At 71.0% G+C, this 22,598-nt stretch carries 22 protein-coding genes and 1 tRNA gene; 14 read left to right on the forward strand and 9 right to left on the reverse strand.

Translation table 11 applies throughout. The features are described from left to right. Nucleotides 1-112 precede the first annotated feature (112 nt). The 5 genes from ASF17_RS01515 to ASF17_RS01535 all read left to right on the forward strand — a co-directional run bounded on the left by ASF17_RS01515 (nucleotide 113) and on the right by ASF17_RS01535 (nucleotide 4,569). Nucleotides 113-1,156 (forward strand): glycosyltransferase family 2 protein, encoded by a 1,044-nt coding sequence (locus ASF17_RS01515; protein ID WP_055794548.1) that lies wholly within the window; start codon nucleotides 113-115, stop codon nucleotides 1,154-1,156. Between the two features lie 8 nt (nucleotides 1,157-1,164). Further along, nucleotides 1,165-1,971, forward strand: a complete 807-nt coding sequence (locus ASF17_RS01520) for a CDP-alcohol phosphatidyltransferase family protein (RefSeq protein ID WP_055794549.1) — start codon at nucleotides 1,165-1,167, stop codon at nucleotides 1,969-1,971. Further along, nucleotides 1,968-2,846 carry a glycosyltransferase family 2 protein gene (locus tag ASF17_RS01525; protein WP_055795533.1) on the forward strand — a complete coding sequence of 293 codons (879 nt, stop codon included), beginning with the start codon at nucleotides 1,968-1,970 and terminating at the stop codon, nucleotides 2,844-2,846. Before ASF17_RS01520 ends, ASF17_RS01525 begins: the two co-directional genes overlap by 4 nt. A gap of 58 nt (nucleotides 2,847-2,904) precedes the next feature. Next, a complete protein-coding gene (locus ASF17_RS01530; RefSeq protein WP_055794551.1) occupies nucleotides 2,905-4,185 on the forward strand; it encodes a CDP-glycerol glycerophosphotransferase family protein in 1,281 nt (426 codons plus the stop codon). A 78-nt stretch (nucleotides 4,186-4,263) separates the two neighbouring features. Further along, the gene (locus ASF17_RS01535) at nucleotides 4,264-4,569 is read left to right on the forward strand and encodes a helix-turn-helix domain-containing protein (RefSeq protein ID WP_055794553.1); all 306 of its coding nucleotides are present in this window, start codon (nucleotides 4,264-4,266) and stop codon (nucleotides 4,567-4,569) included. A 12-nt stretch (nucleotides 4,570-4,581) separates the two neighbouring features. On the opposite strand, the gene ASF17_RS01540 is transcribed toward ASF17_RS01535, so the two are convergent. The 5 genes from ASF17_RS01540 to ASF17_RS01560 all read right to left on the reverse strand — a co-directional run bounded on the left by ASF17_RS01540 (nucleotide 4,582) and on the right by ASF17_RS01560 (nucleotide 8,117). Beyond that, nucleotides 4,582-4,863, reverse strand: a complete 282-nt coding sequence (locus ASF17_RS01540) for a hypothetical protein (protein ID WP_055794555.1) — start codon at nucleotides 4,861-4,863, stop codon at nucleotides 4,582-4,584. Between the two features lie 135 nt (nucleotides 4,864-4,998). Then, entirely contained in the window at nucleotides 4,999-5,772 is a 774-nt protein-coding gene (locus ASF17_RS01545; protein ID WP_156357249.1) for a hypothetical protein, read from the reverse strand. A gap of 9 nt (nucleotides 5,773-5,781) precedes the next feature. Further along, nucleotides 5,782-6,558 carry an ABC transporter ATP-binding protein gene (locus ASF17_RS01550; RefSeq protein WP_055794559.1) on the reverse strand — a complete coding sequence of 259 codons (777 nt, stop codon included), beginning with the start codon at nucleotides 6,556-6,558 and terminating at the stop codon, nucleotides 5,782-5,784. 1 nt (nucleotide 6,559) lies between these two features. Continuing rightward, a complete protein-coding gene (locus ASF17_RS01555) occupies nucleotides 6,560-7,357 on the reverse strand; it encodes an ABC transporter permease (RefSeq protein ID WP_082474963.1) in 798 nt (265 codons plus the stop codon). 46 nt (nucleotides 7,358-7,403) lie between these two features. Further along, the gene (locus ASF17_RS01560; protein ID WP_055794561.1) at nucleotides 7,404-8,117 is read right to left on the reverse strand and encodes a phosphocholine cytidylyltransferase family protein; all 714 of its coding nucleotides are present in this window, start codon (nucleotides 8,115-8,117) and stop codon (nucleotides 7,404-7,406) included. A 257-nt stretch (nucleotides 8,118-8,374) separates the two neighbouring features. On the opposite strand from ASF17_RS01560, the gene ASF17_RS15820 reads away from it, so the two are divergent. From ASF17_RS15820 to ASF17_RS01575, 3 genes are read left to right on the forward strand one after another with little or no spacing between them, the layout of a single operon-like run. After that, nucleotides 8,375-9,931 (forward strand): ATP-binding cassette domain-containing protein, encoded by a 1,557-nt coding sequence (locus ASF17_RS15820; RefSeq protein WP_235476300.1) that lies wholly within the window; start codon nucleotides 8,375-8,377, stop codon nucleotides 9,929-9,931. Next, a complete protein-coding gene (locus ASF17_RS01570; protein WP_156357250.1) occupies nucleotides 9,907-11,472 on the forward strand; it encodes an ABC transporter permease in 1,566 nt (521 codons plus the stop codon). The genes ASF17_RS15820 and ASF17_RS01570 overlap by 25 nt, the downstream gene beginning before the upstream one ends. A gap of 39 nt (nucleotides 11,473-11,511) precedes the next feature. Beyond that, on the forward strand, nucleotides 11,512-11,772 hold the full coding sequence (locus ASF17_RS01575; RefSeq protein ID WP_156357251.1) for a DUF3039 domain-containing protein: 261 nt from the start codon (nucleotides 11,512-11,514) through the stop codon (nucleotides 11,770-11,772). A gap of 26 nt (nucleotides 11,773-11,798) precedes the next feature. Here the strand turns inward: ASF17_RS01575 and ASF17_RS01580 are convergent, their stop codons facing one another. Beyond that, nucleotides 11,799-13,088, reverse strand: a complete 1,290-nt coding sequence (locus tag ASF17_RS01580; protein WP_082474965.1) for a nicotinate phosphoribosyltransferase — start codon at nucleotides 13,086-13,088, stop codon at nucleotides 11,799-11,801. A gap of 58 nt (nucleotides 13,089-13,146) precedes the next feature. On the opposite strand from ASF17_RS01580, the gene murI reads away from it, so the two are divergent. From murI to rdgB, 3 genes are read left to right on the forward strand one after another with little or no spacing between them, the layout of a single operon-like run. Next, nucleotides 13,147-14,031: a glutamate racemase gene (gene murI / locus ASF17_RS01585; protein ID WP_055794569.1), complete on the forward strand. Its 885-nt coding sequence runs from the start codon at nucleotides 13,147-13,149 to the stop codon at nucleotides 14,029-14,031. After that, nucleotides 14,028-14,789, forward strand: a complete 762-nt coding sequence (rph, locus tag ASF17_RS01590; RefSeq protein WP_055794572.1) for a ribonuclease PH — start codon at nucleotides 14,028-14,030, stop codon at nucleotides 14,787-14,789. Before murI ends, rph begins: the two co-directional genes overlap by 4 nt. Beyond that, a complete protein-coding gene (rdgB, locus tag ASF17_RS01595; protein WP_055794574.1) occupies nucleotides 14,786-15,373 on the forward strand; it encodes an RdgB/HAM1 family non-canonical purine NTP pyrophosphatase in 588 nt (195 codons plus the stop codon). Before rph ends, rdgB begins: the two co-directional genes overlap by 4 nt. Before the next feature lie 22 nt (nucleotides 15,374-15,395). Here rdgB and ASF17_RS01600 read toward each other — a convergent pair whose 3' ends face one another. The 3 genes from ASF17_RS01600 to ASF17_RS01610 all read right to left on the reverse strand — a co-directional run bounded on the left by ASF17_RS01600 (nucleotide 15,396) and on the right by ASF17_RS01610 (nucleotide 17,546). After that, complete coding sequence (locus ASF17_RS01600) at nucleotides 15,396-16,115, reverse strand: DedA family protein (RefSeq protein WP_055794576.1); 720 nt, start codon at nucleotides 16,113-16,115, stop codon at nucleotides 15,396-15,398. A 22-nt stretch (nucleotides 16,116-16,137) separates the two neighbouring features. Then, a tRNA-Leu gene (locus ASF17_RS01605) sits at nucleotides 16,138-16,222 on the reverse strand. 70 nt (nucleotides 16,223-16,292) lie between these two features. After that, a complete protein-coding gene (locus ASF17_RS01610; RefSeq protein ID WP_055794577.1) occupies nucleotides 16,293-17,546 on the reverse strand; it encodes an MFS transporter in 1,254 nt (417 codons plus the stop codon). 74 nt (nucleotides 17,547-17,620) lie between these two features. On the opposite strand from ASF17_RS01610, the gene mnmA reads away from it, so the two are divergent. From mnmA to ASF17_RS01625, 3 genes are all read left to right on the forward strand, one after another. Next, on the forward strand, nucleotides 17,621-18,748 hold the full coding sequence (gene mnmA / locus ASF17_RS01615; protein WP_082474966.1) for a tRNA 2-thiouridine(34) synthase MnmA: 1,128 nt from the start codon (nucleotides 17,621-17,623) through the stop codon (nucleotides 18,746-18,748). Between the two features lie 8 nt (nucleotides 18,749-18,756). Further along, nucleotides 18,757-21,066 carry an NAD-dependent DNA ligase LigA gene (gene ligA / locus ASF17_RS01620; protein WP_055795540.1) on the forward strand — a complete coding sequence of 770 codons (2,310 nt, stop codon included), beginning with the start codon at nucleotides 18,757-18,759 and terminating at the stop codon, nucleotides 21,064-21,066. A gap of 106 nt (nucleotides 21,067-21,172) precedes the next feature. Next, nucleotides 21,173-22,564 (forward strand): alpha/beta hydrolase, encoded by a 1,392-nt coding sequence (locus ASF17_RS01625; protein WP_055794580.1) that lies wholly within the window; start codon nucleotides 21,173-21,175, stop codon nucleotides 22,562-22,564. The last annotated feature ends 34 nt before the right edge of the window (nucleotides 22,565-22,598 follow it).

Raw genomic sequence — 22,598 nt, forward strand, 5'->3', positions numbered from 1 at the left:
GCAGAGCGCCGCGTCCCGCCCTCCGCTGTTGGTAGGCTCGCTGTCGATCGTCGGGCACCCGACGCGACCCACCGCGCCCACCGGCGCCGCGAGAAGCCGAGGCCCGACCGACATGGCACCGTTCGACACTCCTCTGCCGGGTGTCTCGTACGTCATGCCCGTCCTCAACGAGGAGCGCGAGATCCGCTCCGCGGTCGAGAGTCTCGTCGCCCAGGACTACGAGGGTCCGTTCGAGATCCTCCTGGCGCTCGGACCGAGCGTCGACGGCACCAACGACGTGGTCGCCGCGATGTCGGCGGCCGACCCGCGCATCCGGAGCCTCCCGAACCCCGTCGGGTCGACCCCCGCCGGATTGAACGTCGCGATCCGCGCCTCCGTGCACCCCATCACCGTCCGGGTCGACGCGCACTCGGTGCTGCCCTCCGACTACACGCGCCTCGCCGTCGCCGCGCTCCGTCGTAGCGGCGCCGACAACGTGGGCGGCATCATGAAGGCCGAGGGCCGGACGCCGTTCGAGAAGGCCGTCGCGCGCGCCTACGGCAGTCGAGTCGGACTCGGTGGCACCCCCCACCACGTGGGAGGCGCGGAGGGCCCGACGGAGACGGCCTACCTCGGCGTGTTCCTGCGGTCCCGACTGATCGATGTCGGCCTGTTCGACGAGGGCATCAAGCGCGGACAGGACTGGGAGCTGAACCGCCGGCTCCGCGCCACGGGGGGCACGGTCTGGTTCACCCCGGAGCTCGTCGTGACCTACCGACCCCGCCCGAGCATCAGCAAGCTCGCCCGGCAGTTCGTCGCCACGGGGCTGTGGCGCGGCGAGCTCGCGCGACGGTTCCCCAAGTCGAACACGGTGCGCTATCTCGTGCCCCCGGCCATGGTGATCGGCGTGGTGGCGGGTCTTCTGCTCGGTCTCGTCGGTCTCGCCGCCGCCGTCGTCGGGAGTCCTCTGGCGTGGCTCGCTCTGGGGCTCGTGGCGCCCGGCGGCTATCTGCTGTTCGTCGTGGCGGCGACGCTGTTCGCGGCCCGGGGCGAGAGCGTGCGGACGCGACTGTGGTTTCTCGTAGTCTTGCCTTCCATCCACTTCGGCTGGGGATTCGGATTCGTCTTCGGTTTCTCGAACCTGACGAAGAACATCACCGCACACACCGGAAGATAGGCGATCCGATGACCGCGCCGCCCACGAGACCGTCGTCGATCGCCGAGCTGCGTCGTGTCGCCCAACCCCCCGAGGTACGCAGCCGTGCGAACGCCGAGCACTGGACGGCGTCGCTCTACCTCCGGGACCTCTCTCCGTATCTCACCTGGCTCCTGCTGAAGACCAGCGTCACGGCGAACGGCGTGACCGGGCTGATGATCCTCACCGGCTGGGCGACCGCGGCCGCCCTCCTCATCCCGGGTGCGGGCGGGGCGGCCCTGGCGCTCGTGCTCGGCCAGCTGCAGATGCTGGTCGACTGCTGCGACGGCGAGGTCGCCCGGTGGCGCGGAACGAGCTCTCCGGCCGGGGTGTTCCTCGACAAGGTGGGGCACTACACGACCGAGGCGCTGATCCCCATCGCGCTCGGCCTCCGGGCCGCCGGCCTCCCCTTCGACGCTCCGAGCGACTACCTCTGGACGACGCTCGGCTTCGCTCTGGCCCTCGTCATCGTCCTCAACAAGTCGCTGAACGACATGGTGCACGTCGCGAGAGCCCACGCTGGGCTGACCCGTCTCGAAGACAAGCGGGGCGGGGTCACGACCCCGAGCAGCCGCGTCCTGTCCCGCCTGCGGAGCGCCGCTCGGTTCGTGCCGTTCCACCGTCTCTACCACTCGGTCGAGCTCACGATCCTCGCGTTCGCGGTGTCGATCGTCGGCCTCGTCGTGGGCCAGCCGATCGCCGACCGGGTGTTCCTGTCGATCCTGATGCCGCTCGCGCTCCTCGCGCTCGTCGGCCATTTCGTGGCGATCATGGCCTCGAAGCGGGTGCGGTCCTGACCGCGACGGTCCGGCCCCGCATCGGGGTCGTCAGTCTGACGCAGGGGCGTCGTCCGGCCGATCTGGCCGAGGGGCTCGCCAGCCTCCTCGCGCAGACCGACGTCGAGCTCGACATCGTCTGCGTCGGCAACGGGGGCGGTCCGGGCGCGCTGCCCGACGGCGTCCGGGGGATCACCCTCCCCGAGAACGTCGGCATCCCGGCCGGGCGCAACCGCGGGGCCGACCTCGTGACCGGCGAGTACGTCTTCTTCCTCGACGACGACGCCACGCTGCCGTCGCCGCGCTTCCTGGCGGACGCCGTCGAGATCCTGCGACGTGACCGCGGCATCGGGCTCCTCCAGCCCCGGGTCGTCGATGCAGGAGGCGCGGCGAACCCCCGGCGGTGGATCCCACGGCTCCGAAAGGGCGATCCCCGCGACTCGAGCGACGTCTTCTCCGTCTGGGAGGGCGCGACCCTGCTGCCGCGTGACGTCTTCGACGCCTGCGAAGGATGGGGTGAGCCCTACTTCTACGCGCACGAGGGGATCGAGCTGGCCTGGCGCGTCTGGGCGCAGGGGCGCCGAGCCCACTACGAGGGCGGTCTCGTCGTCAACCACCCGGCGATCGACCCCGCACGCCACGACGACTACTACCGCCTGAACGCCCGCAATCGGGTCTGGCTGGCCAAGCGCAACCTGCCGTGGCCGCTCGTCCCCGTCTACGTCGGATCGTGGACGCTCGTGCAGCTGCTCCGGTGGGGGCGGTCGCCCGCGAAGCTCCTCCCGTGGCTGGGGGGATGGCGGGAGGGCTGGCGCACGAGCCCCGCAGGTCGTCGGTCCATCGGTTGGGTAACGGTCGGACGGATGGCGCGGGCTGGCCGCCCACCCGTCATCTAGCCTGGACGAGTGGCGACGGAACCGCCGCGGAGCACACCTCGGAACGGAGAACGACCCTGTGGCCCTGACCCGTGACCTCGCACTCGCCTGGAGTCTCGCCGGTCGGCTGGTGAGGTCCCGACGCAGTCGTCGCACCCTCGACAGGACCGGTCCGACCCGGCGGCTCCCCGCGGAGGGGACGATCCGCGTGGCCGTGTACTTCGCCGACACGTCCGTCAACATGTATCAGATCCGGCAGTGGTACGGCCCGCTGGCGCATCTCAACGAGCGCTATCCGGTCGCGATCGTGGCACGGTCGCCGGGAGCGATGCTCCAGCTCCTCGAGGAGTCGCCTGTGCCGGTCGTCTACGCGCGGCAGGTCGCCGACCTCGAGGCGTTCGTCGCCGCGCATCCCCTCGCTCTGACCCTCTACGTGAACCAGAACGCGAAGAACTTCCAGATGATGCGCTACGGCCGCATGTGGCACGTCTTCGTGAACCACGGCGAGAGCGACAAGATGTACATGACCACGAACCAGTTCAAGGCCTACGACTACGCCTTCGTCGCCGGAGACGCGGCGCTCGAGCGGCTCTCGGCGAAGCTGTGGGACTACGACCTGGCCAAGCGCGCCGTGCCGATCGGCCGCCCCCAGGCCGATCACGTGGCGGGCGTCGTGCCCTTCGACGACGACGGCAAGACGGTCGTCCTGTACGCCCCGACCTGGGAGGGGGATCGCGCCTCGGCGGCCTACGGCTCGATCGCCACCCACGGTGTCGCCCTGGTCGACGCCCTCATCGCGACCGGTCGCCATCGGGTGGTCTACCGGCCGCATCCCCGGAGCGGCGTCCTCGATCGCGAGTACCGCCGCGCTCACGAGTCGATCGTCAAGGCCATCTCGGATGCCAACGAGGCGGACGAGACGGCGCAGCACGTCTACGACTCGGGCTCCGAGCTCGGATGGCAGCTCGTCGTCGCCGACGTCGCCATCACCGACATCTCGGCCATGGTCTACGACCGTCTGGCCACGGGTCGACCCCTGATCGTCACGCGCCCGGTGTCATCCGAGGCGGACGTCGATGAGCGCGGGTACCTCGGGGATGCGGAGTGGCTGACCGCCGACGGGGCCGGCGACGTGGCGGACCTCGTCGACAGGGTGCAGGCGGACCCGGAGGCGCGGGGCCGTCTCGATCACTGGGTGCATCACCACTTCGGGGACACGACGCCCGGTTCGGCCACGGCCCGTTTCGAGGGCGCGGTCGAACGGCTCGTCGATCTCCGCGACGACTACGCGGCTGCCCAACCGATCATGGCCGAAGGGTCCGAGGGGGGCCCCGACGAGGACGACGATCTCGATCGATGAGGCTCGAAGGCACCGGGGCTGCAGCCATGATGTATCCGGCATCTGGAGTCTCAACGCTGAACCGCGTATCCATGAGGTATGCCTGAGCCGACATCGACCGCTGCCCGCATCTTCGGAGACCGTGTCCGCGAGGAGCGTCAACGACTCGGCCTCACGCAGGACGAGCTCGCTCACCTCGCCGGGATGAACGTCTCGAACTACGGCAAGATCGAGCGGGGCATCGGCAACCCGGTGCTGCACACGATCGTGAGACTGGCCGTCGTCGTGGGTGTCGACCCTGCCGTGCTCGTCACCGGCATGTCGGCCGAGCACCTCCCGCCCGTGCTCGAGACCTTCAGCGCAGCCGATTACGTCAAGGAGCGCACGGCCCGACGCTCCGGTTGACGGGGCCGGGCGTCAGAAGCTGAAGCGCCAGAGGAACTCCTCGCGCGTCGGCCGGAACCACCTCACGACGGCGATGGCGTTCTGGGTGAGCTCGGCCGCGATGACGCTCAGCGAGAGCGCCTCGCCCGGTTCGAGGCGGTCCGTCGCCACGGGGACGAGAAGACCGCAGCCGAGCAGGCTGATGCGGATCCCGAGGACGGACTCGTCGGCGACGTTCACGAGTCGGTGGACACGGGGTGCGCGGGTGCGGTCGATCTGGAAGGGCACGGGGTAGGCGGTCGCTGTCTCGGACATGACGTCACCGTACGACCGCCCGCCGACGTCGCCGCGCGGATCTCCGTGACGACCGTTACCTGTGGAGGGATGGACGACGACGGACCTCGGCGAGCAGGAGCGTCCTCCGCATCCGCATCCGCCTCGTCTCGGGTGTCAGGCGTCGAGCTCGACGACGAACACGTCGGGCGCCGGCCCGAACGCCGAGCGTGCACTCGTGACGACCTTCCGGCCGAGCAGGTGATTGCCCGTGCCGCCCACCACGGCGCCGATGCCGAAGGGGACCGCCCGTCCGATCACCGTCGCCGTCTGGGTCGCCGCGAATCGGCGGACGAACGATTTCCGGACGGAGTCGGTCAGGCCGCTGATCGCCGCCTTGGGCAGCTTCTGCGTGACCAGCTCACCCCAGAAGGCCGACCGCGCGGGCGCCGTCCCGAGAGCCTCCCCGGCGAACTGCCGGACGAGCGTCGCACCGGGCGCGCCCATCATCATCGCCATCACGAGGGCGCGCGCCCGATCGGGGTCGGTGACCGCGATGCCGTGCACCTCGGTGACCGACTGGGCGAAGAGCGCACTGGCCTCGAGGAATCCGGCGGTCTCGACGCCGGAGAGGGCGAGCGAGACGCCCCAGCCGACGCCGGGCACGACGGCGCTGGCGCCGACGGCCGCGCCCCCGGTCGTGACGGCGGTCAGGTACTCGCGCTCGAGGATGCGGATGAGCTTCTCGGGGGAGGCCTTCTTGTGGCGACGGCGGAGCGCTCGCACGTGGCGGACGACGACCGGCCGCTGGACGGCCAGCAGCTTGTCGAGTCGACGGAGCCACGGCGACTCGGCGAAGACCTCGTCGGAAACGCCGTCGTCATTCCGGACAGCCCGCGAGCCGGGCTCGACGGGGCCGACGGGGTGGGGGGAGTCGTGCTTCGAGGCCATCATCGGACCCTACGCCGCGGGCCGGGGAGGATGATCCGAGTTGTACCGGGACAGCGCCTCGGTGAGCGGCCCGTCGAAGACGAGCGCGCCCTTGTCGAGGTAGAGCCCTCGACTGCAGAACCGTCGGAGGTCCCGTTCGTTGTGCGAGACGAGGAAGAGCGTCCGGCCGTCGGCGAGCATCTCCTCGATCCGGCGGTAGCACTTCTCACGGAACGCCTTGTCTCCGACGGCGAGGACCTCGTCGACGAGGATGACGGGCTCCTCGAGCCGCGAGATGACCGCGAAGGCGATGCGGACCTTCATACCGCTCGACAGATGCTTGTACGGCGTGTCGACGAAGGCGGCTATCTCAGCGAACTCGATGATCTCGTCGAAGCGCGCGTCGATCTCCGCCTTCGTCATGCCGTGCAGCCCGGCGGTCAGATAGACGTTGTCTCTGACGGTGAGGTCGGCCACGAATCCGCCCGTGATCTCGATCAGGGGCGCGACGCCGCCCTCGACCTCGACACTGCCCGTGTCCGGGAGGATGACCTCGGCGACGAGCTTCAGCAGCGTCGATTTCCCCTGTCCGTTGCGGCCGACGACGCCGATGGCCTCGCCGGGACGGACCTCGAACGAGACGTCGCGCAGCGCCCAGAACTCGCCAGGACGGGATCGGCGGCTGCTGTCGGCGAAGAGGTCCTTGAACGAACGCCGCCCTCGTCTGTTCCGACGGAAGCGGATGCCCACGCCGTCGACGCGGATGACGGGCTCGGCCGTCGGAGGATCGGAAGGCTGGACGGTCATCTCAGATCTCTTTCAGGACGGCGCGTTCGCTGGCACGGAAGACGAGGAGGCCGACGCCGAGGATGACCAGGCTCATCCCCGCCCCGACGAGCACCTCGAGCAGATCGAACTGGTCGGGGAAGAACGCCGACCGGTAGAGGCCGAAGATGCCGCTCAGCGGGTTGAACGCCGCGAGCAGATGCAGCCCCTCGGGCAGGTTGTTCGTGCTGTAGATGATGGGCGAGGCGTAGAAGAGGAACCGCAGCGCCAGCTTGGTCGCGCGTTCCAGATCGCGGAAGAACACGACGAGCGGCGCCACGATGAGGCCGACCCCCGTGACCAGGATCGCCTGCATCACGATCGCGAGCGGGAAGTAGACCACCTGCCAGTGGAGCTGGGCCCCGGCGACGATCGCGAACAGGGCGAGCACCGGGAGGCTCAGAAGGAACTCGATGCCCTTCGAGGCCACCAGCCTGTTCACCCAGATCGTCCGCGGGATCTTCGTCGAACGGACCAGCTTGGACTCGCGGATGAAGGCCCGGGTGCTGTCGGACACGGCCCCGTTGAACCACATCCAGGCGAGGAGTCCGCTGAGCAGGAAGACGATGTAGGGCTCTTCGCCCACGTCACGCCGGAAGACGACGGTGAAGACGAAGTAGTAGATCCCGGCCATGACCAGCGGATCGAGGATCGACCAGACGTATCCCAGGGCCGACGTCGAGTACCGCACCCGGAGGTCGCGAGTCGTCAGCAGCCACAACGTCTGCCGATAGCGAGTGAAGGCACTGCGCTGCGGGCGTGCGATCGGGGCTGTGCTCACGGATGTCCTTCGTCGGTCGGGCCGACCGACCTCGGACCGACGTCGGTCAGACGAAGAGGTTCGCGCGCTCCAGGTCTTCGGCGAAGTCGACCTCGACGGCGTAGAGGTCGGAGATGTCTACGGGCTCACAGAGTAGCCCGTTCTGCTCGATCGCCAATTCGATGCCACGCTCGAAGTAGTCCTGGTTGTCGACCTTGTTGAGCTGACGCATGAGGACGGCCTTGTCGGCGCGCGAGACGTAGTTGATGCCGACGGCCTCGCCCAGTCCGCCGACGACCTGCTTCGAGAGCTGTGCGATGAAGCCCTCGGCGTCGGTCGTGTACTTGACCTCCTCGTCGGAGACCTTCGACGTGTTGACCGTGACGAACGACTGGTCGGCGCGGACGAGACGCGCCGCACGGCGCAGGGCCTCGGGGTCGAAGACGACGTCGCCGTTCATCCACAGGACGCCGCCGGAGGCGCTCGCACGCAAGGCGCGGAGCAGGCTCTTCGAGGTGTTGGTCTGGTCGTACTGCTCGTTGTAGACGAACGCGGCGGACGGGAAGGCCTCGACGATGTGCTCGAACTTGTAGCCGACGACGACCGTGATGCGCGCGTCGGGCCCGAATGCCTCGTGGATGTTGTCGAACTGCTGCTGCATGATCGTGCGGCCGTCGTTCAGCTCGGTCAGAGCCTTGGGCAGCGAACGGCCCAGGCGGCTGCCGAGGCCGGCGGCCAGGATGACGACCTGCTGCGGTGCTGTCGCGTCGGTTCTGCTCACGTGCTGTCTCCTTACGGGGCGAGGCCGGTCGGGCCGGCTCTCTGGGGCCCCGCCGGTGCGACCCGGCCCGCGAAGTCGCGGGTCCGTCTCGTGTTCGAGCGGAGTTCACCGCGGGGTATCGATCTGGACACATCGTTGTGTGTGGGGAGTCTATCGCGGCGGCCCATTCGAGGGTAGGGTCCGAGACTTCTTCGTTTCCCTTTCGTGATGAGCTCCGGGCGGCGGGCCGGGCCGACGCTCGTTGGTACGGTTGAGCGATGGCTGCGACGACCGACGACGAACAGGGTGCCGAGCGCGCCGAGCAGACGGAGGTCGACGGGGGTCGGCCGGACAGCGGGACGGGGACCGACATGCAGGGCGACGAGAGCGGCGACGGAGACGTGGCGGCGACGCCGGACGAGAGCGCGGCGGGGACTCCGACCCCGAAGCCCCGTCCGAGCGCACGGGCGCCGCGGCGTCCGTCGGCGACGCGATCGGCCGCTGACCGTTCGGCCGCCGCGAAGAAGGCCGCGGCGACACGGGCGGCCAACGCCCGGGCCCGAGCATCCGAGGTCGCTGCAGCCGCCGTCGCCCAGGAGCGAGCCGAGCGCGAGCGGGCCGAGCAGCAGGTCGCCGGGCAGCAGGTCGCCGAGCAGCAGGTCGCCGAGCAGGAGACCGCCGAGCAGCCCGCGGCCGAGACCGAGGCGGACGTCGCGTCCGGCAGCGTTCGCGACGACGACGCGCCTGCGCCGGTCGCCGAGGAGCCGATCGACGCCGCGACGGACGACGACGCTGACATCGAGCCCGCGGTCGTCGCCGACGCGGACGCCGGTCCCTCCGTGGTCGTCGAGGCGGACGCCGACCCCTCTGACGACGCCGACCCCGCCGTCGACGCTGCGGACGCCGACGCGACCGATCCGGCCGCACCCGACTCCGGCGGATCCGCCCTCGACGTCGGGGACCGGCCGGACGACGACCTCCCCGATGACGGCGGCCACGATGCGGAGCCGTCAGCGGACGCGGTCGAGACCGTCGTCGAGGACCCGACCCGCGCCTCCTCGGATCCGGACCTGCCCCCGGTCGTCCTCGCGATCTCCGGTCTCGTGAAGCGCTACGGAGCCACGACCGCGGTCGACGGGATCGACCTCGAGGTGCGCGCCGGATCCTTCTACGGGATCGTCGGACCGAACGGCGCCGGCAAGACCACGACCCTCTCGATCGTCACGGGTCTGCTGCGTCCCGACGAGGGCAGCGTCAGCGTGCTCGGATCGGACGTCTGGACGGATCCGGCGGCGGCCAAGCGCGCCCTGGGCGTCCTCCCCGACCGCCTGCGGCTGTTCGACCGCCTCACCGGCGCCCAGCTGCTGTACTACTCCGCCACGCTCCGCGGCCTCGACGGGGCGACGGCCCGCAAGCGCACGTCCGATCTGGCCACGGCCTTCGGCCTCCAGGACGCGCTCGGGCGACTCGTCAGCGACTACTCCGTCGGCATGACCAAGAAGATCGCCATCGCCGCGGCCATCATCCACTCGCCTCGGGTGCTCGTGCTCGACGAGCCCTTCGAGTCCGTCGACCCCGTCTCCGCTCAGACCGTGACCGACGTCCTGCAGCGGTACGTCGCCGGCGGGGGGACGGTGCTGCTCTCGAGCCACAGCATGGACCTCGTCGAGCGCATCTGCGACAGCGTCGCCGTGATCGTCGACGGCCACGTGCTGGCGAGCGGCACGGTCGACGAGGTCCGGGCCGGACGCTCGCTCGAGCAGACGTTCGTCGAACTCGCCGGCGGGCGTGCCGTCACGGAGGGCATGGAATGGTTGCAGAGCTTCTCCGACTGAGGCTCCAGACGATCGCCAACACGGTGCGCTTCGGACCGCGTGCTCTGCTGGTCTCGGTCGTCTCGATCCTCGTCGTCCTCCTCTCGTCCTCCGCCCTGTCCGCCCTCGCCGGCGGTCTCCGCGGATCGCCGGTCGACGACGTCCGTGCGCTCGTCGTCGGCGCGGGCTCGCTCGTCGTCCTCGGCTACTTCGTCGTGCCCTTCGCGCGAGTCCGTCCGCCCTGGGCGGATCCGCGTCGTCTCGCACTCGTCGGCGCGCCCGAGTCGTCCGTCGCGACGGGTCTCGCCCTCGGGGCGCTCGTGGGTCTGCCCGTCCTCGCCCTCCTCGTGCTCTCGACCGGCTACGTGCGGGCGTGGGATGAGACCGGGGCTCCGGCGATCGCCGCGGTGGCGGCGGCGCTCCTCGCGGGCGTCACGGCGTTCCTGCTGTCGCTCGTCGCCTCGACCTTGAACACGGTCGTCCTGACCTCCCGCCGGGCGCGGCAGTTCCTCCTCGTCGGGGGCGTGCTCGTCGCCGTGCTGGTCGTGCCGCTGATCGTCGATCTCGTGCGGGCCACCTGGACGGGCTCGTCGCCGACCGGCGTCGTCGCCGACGCTCTCGCCTGGACCCCGTTCGGGGCCGCGCTCGCGATCCCCGGACACCTCTCGGACGGCGACACGGGCCGCGTCGTCGGCGACGTCGTCATCGCCGTCGCCTCAGTCGCCGGTCTCTGGTGGGCGTGGCGCGCCCTCGTCGCCCGGGCGTTCCGCGACCGGCCGGCACCCGCCGTCGGCGACGACACCAGCGCGCTCGGCTGGTTCGAGTTCGTCCGGGCCACGCCGGCCGGGGCGGTCGCCGCCCGGAGCCTCACCTACTGGATGCGCGACGCGCGGTACCGGATGTCGCTCGTCGTCATCCCGATCCTCCCCCTGCTCGTCGTCCCGCTCGGGATCGCCGGCGTCAGCTGGCATTGGCTGGCTCTCGTACCCGTGCCGCTCATGTGCCTCATCGTCGGGTTCCTGCCGCACAACGACGTCGCGTACGACAGCACGGCGTTGTGGCTCCACGTCGCCGCCGACACGAAGGGGTCGGCGGACCGGCTGGGCCGGCTCGCTCCGGCGCTCGTCATCGGCGTCCCCCTGGTCGTGCTGGGCTCGACCCTGGCCGTGTGGGCGTTCGGCGACTGGCGAGCGCTGTGGTCCGAGATCGGGATCGGCTCGGCGCTCCTGCTCAGCGGGCTGGGTCTCTCGAGCATCATGTCGGCGGCCATGCCGTATGCGACCGTCCGACCCCACGACGATCCGTTCCAGCAGCCGCAGTCGCTCGGCTCGTCGTCCGTCATGGCGCAGACCGTCATGATCGGGGGCGCGCTGGTGGCGGCCGTCCCCGCGTCGTACTTCGCCGGACGCGATCTCTTCGGAGGCGACGTCTCCGCGGGTCCGTGGTCACTCGTGACGGGTGTCGCCGTCGGCGCGATCGTCCTCGTCGTGGGCGTCGTCGTCGGCTCCCGGATCTTCACGCGGCGCGCGCCCGAGCTGCTCGCCTTCGCGCTGCGGAGCTGACTCGGCGCGATCGGCTCCGGCCGTCGTACCATGGTCGCCATGAGCAACACGGAAACCGGCGGTGGCCTCGACGTCCTCGATCGCGAGCTCGAGAAGCTCCTCAACGAGGAGAACATCGACCCGGGTGATCATGAGCGCTTCTCGCACTACGTCAAGAAGGACAAGATCATGGAGTCCGCTCTGAGCGGCAAACCGGTCAAGGCGCTCTGCGGCAAGAAGTGGACGCCCGGGCGCGACCCCGAGAAGTTCCCGGTGTGCCCGACCTGCCGCGACATCTACGAGAAGATGAAGTCCGAGTAGACGCCCTGGCGGGTCCCCTCCGCGGGTCAGGCGTAGATCGTCGGGATCACGGGCTCGCCCCGCCCGAGGCGGAACGCGCCGGCGGGCAGTTCGGCCACCGCCGCTCGGCGGTGATCGCGTGCCCGCTCGACGCCGTGGTGCCCCGTGTAGCGTTCGTCGACGACTCCACCCGTGACCAGCGGGACGAGCAGGGCGCGTTCATGGGCAGCCGTCTCATGGTCGCCGACCCGCACGAGCTCGGTGGTCGCCACTCCGCCGTCGAGCACCCGCACGGGCGCCTTGTGTCCCCCGACGCTCGCCTTGTCGGCGGACTTCTTCGCCACCGACAGCCAGGCGCCGTCGTCGCCGCGGCGGGCGACGAGCTTGTAGACCATCCCCGCCGCCGGATGCCCGGAGCCCGAGACCACCGAGGTGCCGACGCCGTAGCTGTCGACCGGGGCGGCGCGCAGAGCCGCGATCGTGTACTCGTCGAGGTCGTTCGTGACCGTGATGCGCGTGCCCGTCGCGCCGAGGGAGTCGAGCTGACGACGGACCTGGCCGACGAGCGAGGGGAGGTCCCCGCTGTCGATGCGCACGGCCCCCAGGCCGGTCCCGGCCACGTCGACCGCGGTCCGGACCGCCGTCTCGATGTCGTAGGTGTCGACCAGCAGGGTCGTGCCGGAGCCGAGGGTGGCGACCTGCGCCCGGAAGGCCTCCTCCTCGCTGTCGTGCAGCAGGGTGAAGGCGTGGGCGGCGGTCCCCATCGTCGGGACGCCCCAGGTGCGGCCCGCCTCGAGGTTGCTCGTGGCGTCGAACCCGGCGATGTAGGCGGCGCGCGCGGCGGCGACGGCGCTGCGCTCGCCGGTGCGGCGGGAGCCCATCTCGGCCAGGGGCCGCCCGTCGGCGGCGGAGACCATGCGCGCTGCCGCGCCGGCCACGGCCGAGTCGTAGTTGAAGATGCTGAGAGCGAGGGTCTCGAGCAGCACGCCCTCGGCGAAGGTCGACTCGACGACGAGGAGCGGTGATCCGGGCAGGTACACCTCGCCCTCCGCGTACCCGTGCACGTCGCCCGAGAACCGGTAGTCGGCGAGCCAGTCGATGGTGGGGGAGTCGACGATGCGCTCGTCGCGCAGCCAGGAGAGCTCGGCGTCGCCGAAGCGGAACCTCGTCAGCTCGTCGAGGAACCTCCCCGTGCCCGCGACGACGCCGTAGCGGCGGCCCTCGGGCAGGCGGCGGGCGAACACCTCGAAGACGCTGTCGCGGTGCGCCGTGCCGGCGCGGAGCGCGGCCTCGACCATCGTCAGCTCGTAGCGGTCGGTCAACAGCGCACTGGTCACCCCGCCACCCTAGGCCGTGAGGGCCCGGTGGGCCGAGCGCCGGGTAAGCTGGGCGACCGTGACGGACGCACCCATCGGAGTCTTCGACAGCGGGGTCGGCGGCCTCACCGTGTCGCGGGCCATCATCGATCAGCTGCCTCGCGAGTCGATCCTCTACGTCGGCGACACCGTCCACTCGCCCTACGGCCCCAAGCCGATCGCGACGGTGCGCGAGTACGCGCTCGCCGTCATGGACGACCTCGTCGCGCAGGGCGTCAAGCTGCTGGTCATCGCCTGCAACACCGCCTCCGCGGCCGTGCTCCGCGACGCGAGGGAGCGCTACACGATCGGTCGGGGCATCCCGGTCGTCGAGGTCATCCAGCCGGCGGTCCGCTCGGCGGTCAAGCAGACCCGGGCGAAGCGGATCGGCGTGATCGGCACCGAGGGCACGATCAACTCCCGGGCCTACGAAGACGCCTTCGCGGCGGCCGCCGACCTCGAGCTCGTCACCCGCGCGTGCCCGAGGTTCGTCGAGTTCGTCGAGGCCGGCGACACGTCGAGCGCCGAGCTCCGCGCCGTCGCCGAGGAGTACCTGGCACCGCTCCGTGAGGCCGAGGTCGACACGCTCGTGCTCGGCTGCACCCACTACCCCCTCATGTCGGCCGCCATCCAGTACGTCATGGGACCGGACGTCCGCCTCGTCTCGAGCGCCGACGAGACGGCCGCCGACGTGTACCGCACCCTCGTCGACCACGGTCTCGAGGCGCCGGGCGACAACACCCCCCGCTACGAGTTCGAGGCGACCGGCGACGACAAGCCGGCCTTCCTCCGTCTCGCGAAGCGGTTCCTCGGGCCCGAGATCTCCCGCGTCGGTCACCTCGAGACGGGTGCGATCGACCTTCCCGCACGACCCACACGAACGACCGAGCACGGGCCGACGACCGGCCCCAGGAGAATAGCATGAGCGAGACCAGCGGAACGACCGGCACCAGCGCGACCGTCCGAGCCGACGGGCGGCGCGTCGACGACCTGCGCGCCGTCACGATCGAGAAGGGCTGGAGCTCTCAGGCCGAGGGCAGCGCCCTCGTCTCGTTCGGGGACACCAAGGTGCTCTGCACGGCGTCGTTCACGAACGGCGTGCCGCGGTGGCTGGCGGGCAAGGGCAAGGGCTGGGTCACGGCCGAGTACTCGATGCTGCCGCGCGCCACGAACTCCCGCAACGATCGCGAGAGCGTCAAGGGCAGGATCGGCGGTCGCACGCACGAGATCTCGCGTCTCATCGGCCGGAGCCTCCGGGCCGTCGTCGACACCAAGGCCCTCGGCGAGAACACGATCGTGCTCGACTGCGACGTGCTGCAGGCCGACGGCGGAACCCGCACGGCAGCCATCACCGGGGCCTACGTCGCCCTCGCGCAGGCGATCGAGTGGGGCCGCGAGCGGAAGTTCATCTCGCAGAAGGCCGTCCCCCTCATCGACAGCGTCTCGGCGGTCTCGGTCGGGATCATCGACGGCGAGCCGATGCTCGACCTGGCCTACGTCGAGGACGTCCGCGCCGAGACCGACATGAACGTCGTCGTGACCGGCCGCGGCCTCTTCGTCGAGGTGCAGGGCACCGCCGAGGGCGCGCCCTTCGACCGCCGTGAGCTCGGCGAGCTGCTCGACCTCGCCGTGGCGGGTGCGGCCGACCTCACGCGCAAGCAGCTCGAGGTGCTCGGCTCGTGACCCGGGTCGTCATCGCGACGCACAACCCCGGCAAGGTCGCCGAGCTGCGTCGGCTGCTGGCCGACGTCGTGCCCGGTGTCGAGTTCGTCGCCTACGACGGACCCGAGCCCGTCGAGGACGGCTCGACCTTCGAGGCGAACGCGCTGATCAAGGCGCGGGCCGCGGCCGAGCACACGGGCCTGCCCGCCCTCGCCGACGACAGCGGCATCTCGGCCACGGCCCTCGGCGGCGCGCCCGGCATCCACTCGGCGCGCTACGCGGGCACCCGCGACGCCGACGACAACATCGACAAGCTCCTGGCCGCTGTCGCCGGGGCCGACGACCGGTCGGCGTGGTTCTCGTGCGCGGCGGCTCTCGTCGTCCCCGGCGAGCCTCGCCGCGAGCACGTCGAGTACGGCGAATGGCGGGGGACCCTGCTGGAGGCGCGGGTCGGCTCCGGCGGACACGGCTACGATCCGGTCTTCCGGCCCGAGGGCGAGAGCCGCAGCGCCGCCGAGCTCACGACCGAGGAGAAGAACGCGGTCAGCCATCGCTCTCGGGCCTTCCGGGCGATCGCGCCCCTCGTGGCGGCGCTGGCCGACTGAGCCGACCCGCGCCTCCTCGGGGTCAGGCTCCGGGGGACCGGCCCGGGAGATCGGACGCCGCCGGCGGGTCGGCCGGTTCGGACTCGGCCTCGGCCTTCTTCGCCTGATGCACGCCGTGGAAGTAGTGCCCGGCGATCGGGATCACCGTGGCCAGCACGGCGCCGAGCAGGATCAGGTCGATGTACGAGCTGACGAAGTCGGCGACCGGGGGGATGTGCCCGATGCCGAATCCGAGCAGGGTGATCCCCGTGCCCCAGACCACGGCGCCGATCGCGTTGAAGAGCGAGTAGCGGCGATAGCTCATGTGCGCGACCCCGGCCATGATCGGGGCGAACGTGCGGACGATCGGCACGAAGCGGGCGATGATGACCGCCGTCGGGCCGAACCGCTCGAAGAAGGCGTTGGTGCGGTTCACGTTCGCGACGCTGAACAGCCCGCTCTCCCGGCGTTCGAAGATGCGGGGTCCGACCTTATGGCCGATCAGGTACCCGAGCTCGCCCCCGGCGAAGGCGGCGATGCTGATGAGGATCGCGATGAGCCAGATGGGCATGCCGAGGGCGTCCGGGTTCGTCGCCGCCAGGATGCCCGTGATGATCAGGAGGGTGTCGCCGGGGAACAGGAACCCGATGAGCAGCCCGGTCTCGGCGAAGACGAGCACGCAGACCCCGAGCACGGCCCAGGGGCCGAACGCCGACAGGAGGTACTCGGGGTCGAGCCAGGGGATGACGGCGAGGGGCAGCATCGGGTTGTTCTCCGGTCTCGGGTGGTGCGGGAGAAGGGACTTGAACCCTCACGCTCGAAAGCACAGGAACCTAAATCCTGCGTGTCTGCCAATTCCACCACTCCCGCGGCAGGGTCAGTGTAGCGATCCGAGCCCCGGGTCGACGTCGGCTCGACGGCGTCGGCGGCCGGGGAGGCGCTACCGCTTCGAGCGGGGCGTGTGCGGCGAGTAGCGGGGAACGTACCGGAGGAGGATGCCGGCTCCGACGAGACCGAGCAGACCCATGACGCCGCTCGCAACCGAGACGGAGACGAGGGCCGTCACGGCCGAGATGAGGAGGGGCGCCCCCGCGCTGCCCGCATCGCCGGTGAAGCGCCAGGCCCCCAGGAACGGAGCCGGGTCCTTCGGGTCGGCGAGATCGGCGCCGAGGGTCATGAGGATGCCGCTCCCGATGCCGTTGGCGAGCGACATGGCCACCGCGACGGCGATGAACCATCCGACGCGGTCGTCGAGATCGTGGGTGAGCGAGAGGGCGAGATACGACAGTCCGAGACCGACCATGCACGGGACGGCGCTCCAGAGTCGACCGTACCGATCCATGATCTGCCCGCTCGTGTAGAAGAGGGCGAAGTCGACGGCCCCGGCGATGCCGATGATGATCGCGGTCTCGGACGCCCCGAGGCCGATGCTGACGGCCCAGAGCGGCAGCATCACCTGGCGGCCCGAGCGCATCGCCCCGATCAGGGCTGCGCCGCTGCCGAGCTTGACGAGGACGCCGCAATGGCGCCGGAGCGTGGCGAAGAGCCCCTGACGTTCGAGGGCGACGAGGTCGGGCTCGGCCGTGCTGCGACGCGCGGCCGGCGTCGGACCGAACGACGCCGACGGGTCGCGGAGGACGAGGAGCGAGACCGCCGCGCCGAGGCAGCCGACGATGTGCACGACGAAGGCGGACTGCACGCTGCCGGTGAGCTCGATGACGCCCGCCGAGAGGAACGGCCCGACGAAGTACCCGAGTCGGAAGACGCCGCCGAGGCTCGACAGGGCCCTCGCCCGGACGGCGATCGGCACGAAGCTCGTCATGAACGCGTGACGAGCCAGCGCGAAGACGGCGGTCGCCAGACCGATCACGAGCACGCCCACCGCCAGCACGACCTCGTTGGGGGCGAGGAGGCAGGTCACGAGACCGCCGATGCTCACGAGCGAGGCGCCGATCATGCTGCTGCGCTCGCCGACCCGCGACACGAGCCACCCGCTCGGGATGTCTCCGACGAGCTCGCCGACGAGGATGAGCGCTGCCACGAACGCGGCGAACGGGAGCGAGGCTCCGAGGCCGCTCGCCACCACGGGGATGATCGGGATGATCGCCCCCTCGCCGATGGCGAAGAGGGCGGCGGGCAGGAACGCCGCGAGAGCGACCGACCGCATGCTGAAGTCGGGGGATGAGTCGGTCATGTCGTCGGTCAGACTATGCCCGGGTCGCTCCGCGGGGCCCTGCCGCGGCGACGATGGCTGCGTACACTTGCCGGATGAAGGTTCTGGCAGCGATGAGCGGCGGCGTCGACTCGGCGGTCGCCGCGGCGAGGGCGGTCGAGGCCGGCCATGACGTGGTCGGGGTCCACCTGGCCCTCAGCCGGATGCCCGGCACCCTCCGCACCGGCAGCCGCGGCTGCTGCACCATCGAAGACAGCATGGATGCGCAGCGGGCGGCCGACAAGATCGGCATCCCGTACTACGTCTGGGACTTCAGCGAGCGGTTCAAGCTCGACGTCGTCGACGACTTCGTCGCGGAGTACACGGCCGGTCGGACGCCGAACCCGTGCATGCGCTGCAACGAGCGCATCAAGTTCGCGGCCCTCCTCGAGAAGGCGCTCGCCCTCGGGTTCGACGCGGTGTGCACGGGGCATTACGCGACGATCCTCACGGACGACCAGGGCAACCGCGAGCTGCACCGCGCCTCCGCCTGGGCGAAGGACCAGTCCTACGTGCTGGGCGTCCTGACCACGGAGCAGCTCGCGCACTCGATGTTCCCGCTGGGAGCCACCCCGTCGAAGGCCGAGGTGCGGGCCGAAGCGGCCGAGCGCGGCTTCAGCGTCGCCACGAAGCCCGACAGCCACGACATCTGCTTCATCCCCGACGGCGACACCCGGGGCTGGCTGGCCGAGCGGGTCGGCGCCGAGACCGGCGAGATCCTCGACCGCAGCGGGTCCGTCATCGGCAGCCACGAGGGTGCTCACGCCTTCACGGTCGGTCAGCGCAAGGGCCTGAACATCGGGTTCCCGGCCGACGACGGCAAGCCCCGCTTCGTGCTCGAGGTGCGACCCGTCGACAACACGGTCGTCGTCGGGCCGAAGGAGGCCCTCGACATCGCCGAGATCGCCGGACGATCCTTCACCTGGGCCGGACTGCCCCCGGCCGACCCGACGACCGAGTTCGAGTGCGACGTCCAGATCCGGGCCCACGCCGACCCGGTGCCCGCGGTGGCGCGCGTGTCGGAGGGTGCGGGTAAGACTGAACTCGTGATCACACCTCGCGAACCCCTCAACGGCGTGGCCCCCGGGCAGACCGCCGTCGTCTACGTCGGAACCCGCGTGCTCGGCCAGTGCACGATCGACCGCACGGTCAGCGCCGTCCCGGTCCCGACCGCCCTCGCCTGAGCCCCGTCATGAGCGACACCGAGGTCCCCGCCGACCTGTCCTCCGCGCGCGACGAGGCCGAGCGGCTCACCGCCGTCATCCTCGATCTGCGAGACCAGTACTACGAGGGCAACGCGTCCACCGCCTCCGACGCCGAGTACGACGGGCTGGTGCGCCGACTCGACGCCATCGAGCGCGCCCATCCCGAGCTGCAGAAGGACGACAGCCCGACGCAGACGGTCGGCGGCCGCGCCGAGACCACGCAGTTCGCGCCCGTCGAGCACGCCGAGCGCATGCTGAGCCTGGACAACGTCTTCAGCGACGACGAGCTCGCCGAGTGGGCCGGCAAGGTGCAGCGTGACGCCGGCGGCGAGCGGGTGCGGTTCCTCACCGAGTTGAAGATCGACGGCCTCGCCATCAACCTGCGCTACGAGAACGGGCTGCTCGTCACGGCGGCCACCCGCGGCGACGGGGTCGTCGGAGAGGACGTCACGGGCAACGTGCTCGCCATGGGCTCGATCCCCGAACGGCTCTCGGGCACGGGGCATCCGCCTCTCGTCGAGGTGCGCGGCGAGATCTTCTTCCCCGTCAGCGAATTCGACGAGCTCAACGCCCGGCAGCGCGAGGCCGGTGAACGGGTCTTCGCGAACCCCCGCAACGCCGCCGCCGGCTCGCTGCGTCAGAAGGAGGAGGGCAAGAGCCCCGAGAAGCGCGAGCTGATGCACGCGCGCCTCCGTCGCCTGCGGATGCTGGTGCACGGCATCGGCGCGTGGCCGGTCGGCGATCTGGAACGCGCCACCGAGGTGCGTTCGCAGTCGGAGGTCTACGACCTGCTCGGCGGCTGGGGTCTGCCCATCTCGACCCACCACCGGGTCTTCGACACGGTCGCCGAGGTCCAGGCGTTCATCCACGACTACGGCGTCCGCCGCGCCTCCGTCGAGCATCAGATCGACGGCATCGTCGTGAAGGTCGACGACCTGGCTCTGCACGAGGAGCTCGGGTCGACCAGTCGCGCTCCCCGGTGGGCGACCGCGTTCAAGTACCCGCCCGAGGAGGTCAACACGACCCTCCTCGACATCGTCGTCAGCGTCGGCCGCACGGGGCGCGCCACGCCGTTCGCCGTCATGGAGAAGGTCGAGGTGGCCGGCAGCGAGGTGCGCCAGGCGACCCTGCACAACCAGCAGGTGGTCAAGGCGAAGGGCGTCCTGATCGGCGACACCGTCGTGCTGCGCAAGGCGGGCGACGTCATCCCCGAGGTGCTCGGACCGGTCGCCGAGCTGCGCGACGGCACCGAGCGCGAATTCGTCATGCCGGCCGACTGCCCCGAGTGCGGCACGCCCCTCCGGCCCGCCAAAGAGGGCGACATCGACCTCCGCTGCCCGAACGCCGAGAGCTGCCCCGCGCAGGTCAGGGGCCGCGTCGAGCACATCGCGTCGCGCGGCTCGCTCGACGTCGAGGGTCTCGGCGAGGTCGCCGCGGCGGCCCTGACCCAGCCGGCGGAGCCGGCGACACCGCCCCTGCGCACCGAGGCCGGTCTCTTCGATCTGACCATCGCCGACATCTTCCCGGTGCGCGTCGTCGTGCGCGATTCCGAGACGGGCATGCAGCGCCTCGAGGCCGATGGCGCCCCCAAGCTCGTCACGCCGTTCCGCCGTCGGCGCGCCAAGCGCGACGGCCCGTTCGATCCCGAAGCGTCGGAGTTCTCCGGCGACGCGGACCACGTCCCGTCCAAGAGCGCGCTCGAGATGCTCGCCAACCTCGAGAAGGCCAAGACGAGTCCGCTCTGGCGGATCCTCGTGGGTCTCAGCATCCGCCACGTCGGTCCGGTCGCCGCCCGAGCTCTGGCGAATCACTTCGGGTCGCTCGAGGCGATCCGAGCGGCTGATCGCGATGCGCTCGCCGCCGTCGACGGGGTCGGCGGGATCATCGCGGACGCCCTCAGCGACTGGTTCGCCGTCGACTGGCATGTCGAGATCATCGATCGCTGGGCTGCCGCCGGGGTGCAGCTCACCACTCCGGGTCACCCGGGACCGGGGGCGGCCGAGGCCGCCGGGGGAGTGCTGGCCGGGCTGACCGTGGTCGCGACCGGCAGCCTCGAGGGATTCAGCCGCGAAGGGGCGCAGGAGGCGATCCTCGCGGCGGGCGGCAAGGCCGGGAACAGCGTGAGCAAGAAGACGGACTTCGTCGCGGCGGGCCCGGGCGCCGGGTCCAAGCTGGCGAAGGCGGAGGCCCTCGGTGTGCGAATCATCGATGCCGCGCAATTTCAAGTCCTCATTAAGGAGGGCCCAGCGGCCCTCCCGGTACCCGAAACGGGGGACGAAGCGCCAGAAGATCGCTAGACCGTCTGGTGACGCGTCACCGGTCGCCCCTACGATATGAGCACGCATCGTCTTCGGACTGTAGGGAGTCCGGGGTACAGATGCGCCTCGAGGGGGAAGACCCGACGTGCTGTTCCTCGCTGCAGCGATCCTGAGTGCCTCGATCCACGTCTTCGGCGTGGTCGAGGCCCCACCCGCGACCTCCGCGACCGTCGTCTCCGCCACGGACTCGGGCCCGGCGTCGACGAGCGCGCTCGTCCTCGAGCGGGCCTGCGTCGTCGACGAGGCCGACGAGCTCGACGGGGCGCGGTGCCTCGGCGAGCTGACCCGCGCCTCCTCGGCGTCGCTCGACGTCCTGCGCCAGACGCTCGACCCCGCGGGCGACGACATCGGGACCACGAGCTCGGCGCTGACCGCCGACGTCGCCCCCGCGACCGTGCTGGCCTGGTGGGAGTCGCTCGACCGGGTCCATCAGGATCGGCTGACGACCGCGCTCCCCGGGCTCGTCGGGAATCTCGAGGGCGTTCCGTACGCTGCGCGCGACACGGCCAACCGCTCGTTCCTCTCCGATGCGGTCGCAGCGCTCGACATCCGTCTCGCGGGAGGTTCGACGAGCCCCGACGACCTCGCCCGGGCGGCGATGCTCGACGAGGTGGGTGCCGCGCTCGCCGACCGGACCAGCGGCACGGCCGACCGGCATCTCGTGGCGCTGGACACGGTCATGCCGGGTCGCGCCGCCGTCGTGGTCGGTGACCTCGACACGGCCGACGACGTCAGCGTCCTCGTCCCCGGCATGCTCTTCACGGTGAGCGGCCAGATCGTCGACTGGTCGGAGACGGCCGGCGACCTCTACGACGAGCAGGCGGCCTGGGCCACCCTGCTGGCTGGACGGTCGGCGGACGCCCCGCAGACGACCGCCGTGGTGGCGTGGATGGGCTACCGCACGCCCGATCTCACGAACGTCTACTCGCTCGACCTCGCCCGGGTGGGCGCCGCGCACCTCGCCGACGCGATCGCCGGACTCGCCGCGGTGCGAGCGGACGACCCGGCGCGGGTCACGGTCGTCGCTCACTCGTACGGGTCGACGGCCGCGACGATGGCGTTGTCGTCCGGTCGCGTCACCGTCGACTCGCTCGTCCTCCTCGGCTCGCCTGGCAGCGTCGTCGAGACCGCGACGCAGCTGGCCGTCGTCGGCAGCGACGTCTACGCCGCCGCGGGGAGCTTCGACCCGGTCGCGGGCAGCGGCGCCTTCGGGGCCGATCCGGGGTCCGCGGCCTTCGGCGCGGTGCTGATGCACACGGGCGGCGGCCCGGACGGTCTGACCGGTCAGGCGCTCTCGGCCGCCCTCGGGCACAACGACTACCTGCGCCCCGGGACCGAGTCGCTGCGGAGCATCGCCCTCATCGGGCTCGGTCACGGCGAGCTCGTCGACGTCGACGAGCGGACCCCCGGCACCGGCGGCCCCGAACTGCCCGACATCGCGCTGGTTCGCCCTCAGGACCTCTACGCCCGCGACTGACGCGACCCCGGGGAGGCGCGGGTCGGCCGTCCGC

This window comes from Frigoribacterium sp. Leaf263 (assembly GCF_001422285.1).
Lineage (GTDB): Bacteria > Actinomycetota > Actinomycetes > Actinomycetales > Microbacteriaceae > Frigoribacterium.

What these genes read in the sequence shown, in the direction of transcription:
- ASF17_RS01515 (WP_055794548.1), top strand. Translation starts at nt 113, where the DNA reads ATGGCACCGTTCGACACTCCTCTGCCGGGTGTCTCGTACGTCATGCCC.
- ASF17_RS01520 (WP_055794549.1), top strand. Translation starts at nt 1,165, where the DNA reads ATGACCGCGCCGCCCACGAGACCGTCGTCGATCGCCGAGCTGCGTCGT.
- ASF17_RS01535 (WP_055794553.1), top strand. Translation starts at nt 4,264, where the DNA reads ATGCCTGAGCCGACATCGACCGCTGCCCGCATCTTCGGAGACCGTGTC.
- ASF17_RS01540 (WP_055794555.1), bottom strand. Translation starts at nt 4,863, where the DNA reads ATGTCCGAGACAGCGACCGCCTACCCCGTGCCCTTCCAGATCGACCGC.
- ASF17_RS01545 (WP_156357249.1), bottom strand. Translation starts at nt 5,772, where the DNA reads ATGGCCTCGAAGCACGACTCCCCCCACCCCGTCGGCCCCGTCGAGCCC.
- ASF17_RS01550 (WP_055794559.1), bottom strand. Translation starts at nt 6,558, where the DNA reads ATGACCGTCCAGCCTTCCGATCCTCCGACGGCCGAGCCCGTCATCCGC.
- ASF17_RS15820 (WP_235476300.1), top strand. Translation starts at nt 8,375, where the DNA reads ATGGCTGCGACGACCGACGACGAACAGGGTGCCGAGCGCGCCGAGCAG.
- ASF17_RS01570 (WP_156357250.1), top strand. Translation starts at nt 9,907, where the DNA reads ATGGTTGCAGAGCTTCTCCGACTGAGGCTCCAGACGATCGCCAACACG.
- ASF17_RS01575 (WP_156357251.1), top strand. Translation starts at nt 11,512, where the DNA reads ATGAGCAACACGGAAACCGGCGGTGGCCTCGACGTCCTCGATCGCGAG.
- rph (WP_055794572.1), top strand. Translation starts at nt 14,028, where the DNA reads ATGAGCGAGACCAGCGGAACGACCGGCACCAGCGCGACCGTCCGAGCC.
- ASF17_RS01600 (WP_055794576.1), bottom strand. Translation starts at nt 16,115, where the DNA reads ATGCTGCCCCTCGCCGTCATCCCCTGGCTCGACCCCGAGTACCTCCTG.
- ASF17_RS01610 (WP_055794577.1), bottom strand. Translation starts at nt 17,546, where the DNA reads ATGACCGACTCATCCCCCGACTTCAGCATGCGGTCGGTCGCTCTCGCG.
- mnmA (WP_082474966.1), top strand. Translation starts at nt 17,621, where the DNA reads ATGAAGGTTCTGGCAGCGATGAGCGGCGGCGTCGACTCGGCGGTCGCC.
- ligA (WP_055795540.1), top strand. Translation starts at nt 18,757, where the DNA reads ATGAGCGACACCGAGGTCCCCGCCGACCTGTCCTCCGCGCGCGACGAG.